Source organism: Corynebacterium sp. HMSC072A02 (genome assembly GCF_001810085.1).
Taxonomy (GTDB): Bacteria; Actinomycetota; Actinomycetes; order Mycobacteriales; family Mycobacteriaceae; genus Corynebacterium; species Corynebacterium hesseae.
The window spans coordinates 1-237 of sequence record NZ_KV799874.1 but is presented as its reverse complement, the minus strand read 5'-3'; the positions used below and the strand labels follow the sequence as shown (position 1 = coordinate 237).

The window sequence follows — 237 nt, the reverse complement described above, 5'->3', positions numbered from 1 at the left end:
AAGCAAATGTGGAAGCTGCGGTAAAGATCGTCACACACAAAGTCATCCACGCGCTTAATAGCCACCAGTGTGTTGATTTGGACGAGCTCAACGAAAAGATTGTGGGCGTCGTCGACGCAATCAACGCCTCCGTGCCGTTTCGCAGCCAGCAGTCAAGCCGCAGGGATCTCTTTGAAGAGTACGAACAGCATCTGCTTGCGGATCTGCCGGCAACCCCGTGGCAACACACCGAGTGGA

At 54.4% G+C, this 237-nt stretch carries 1 pseudogene; it reads left to right on the top strand.

Annotation, left to right across the window (positions count from 1 at the left end):
* Positions 1 to 8 precede the first annotated feature (8 nt).
* A pseudogene (locus HMPREF2698_RS11955) lies at positions 9 to 237 on the top strand (IS21 family transposase); the annotation flags it as partial.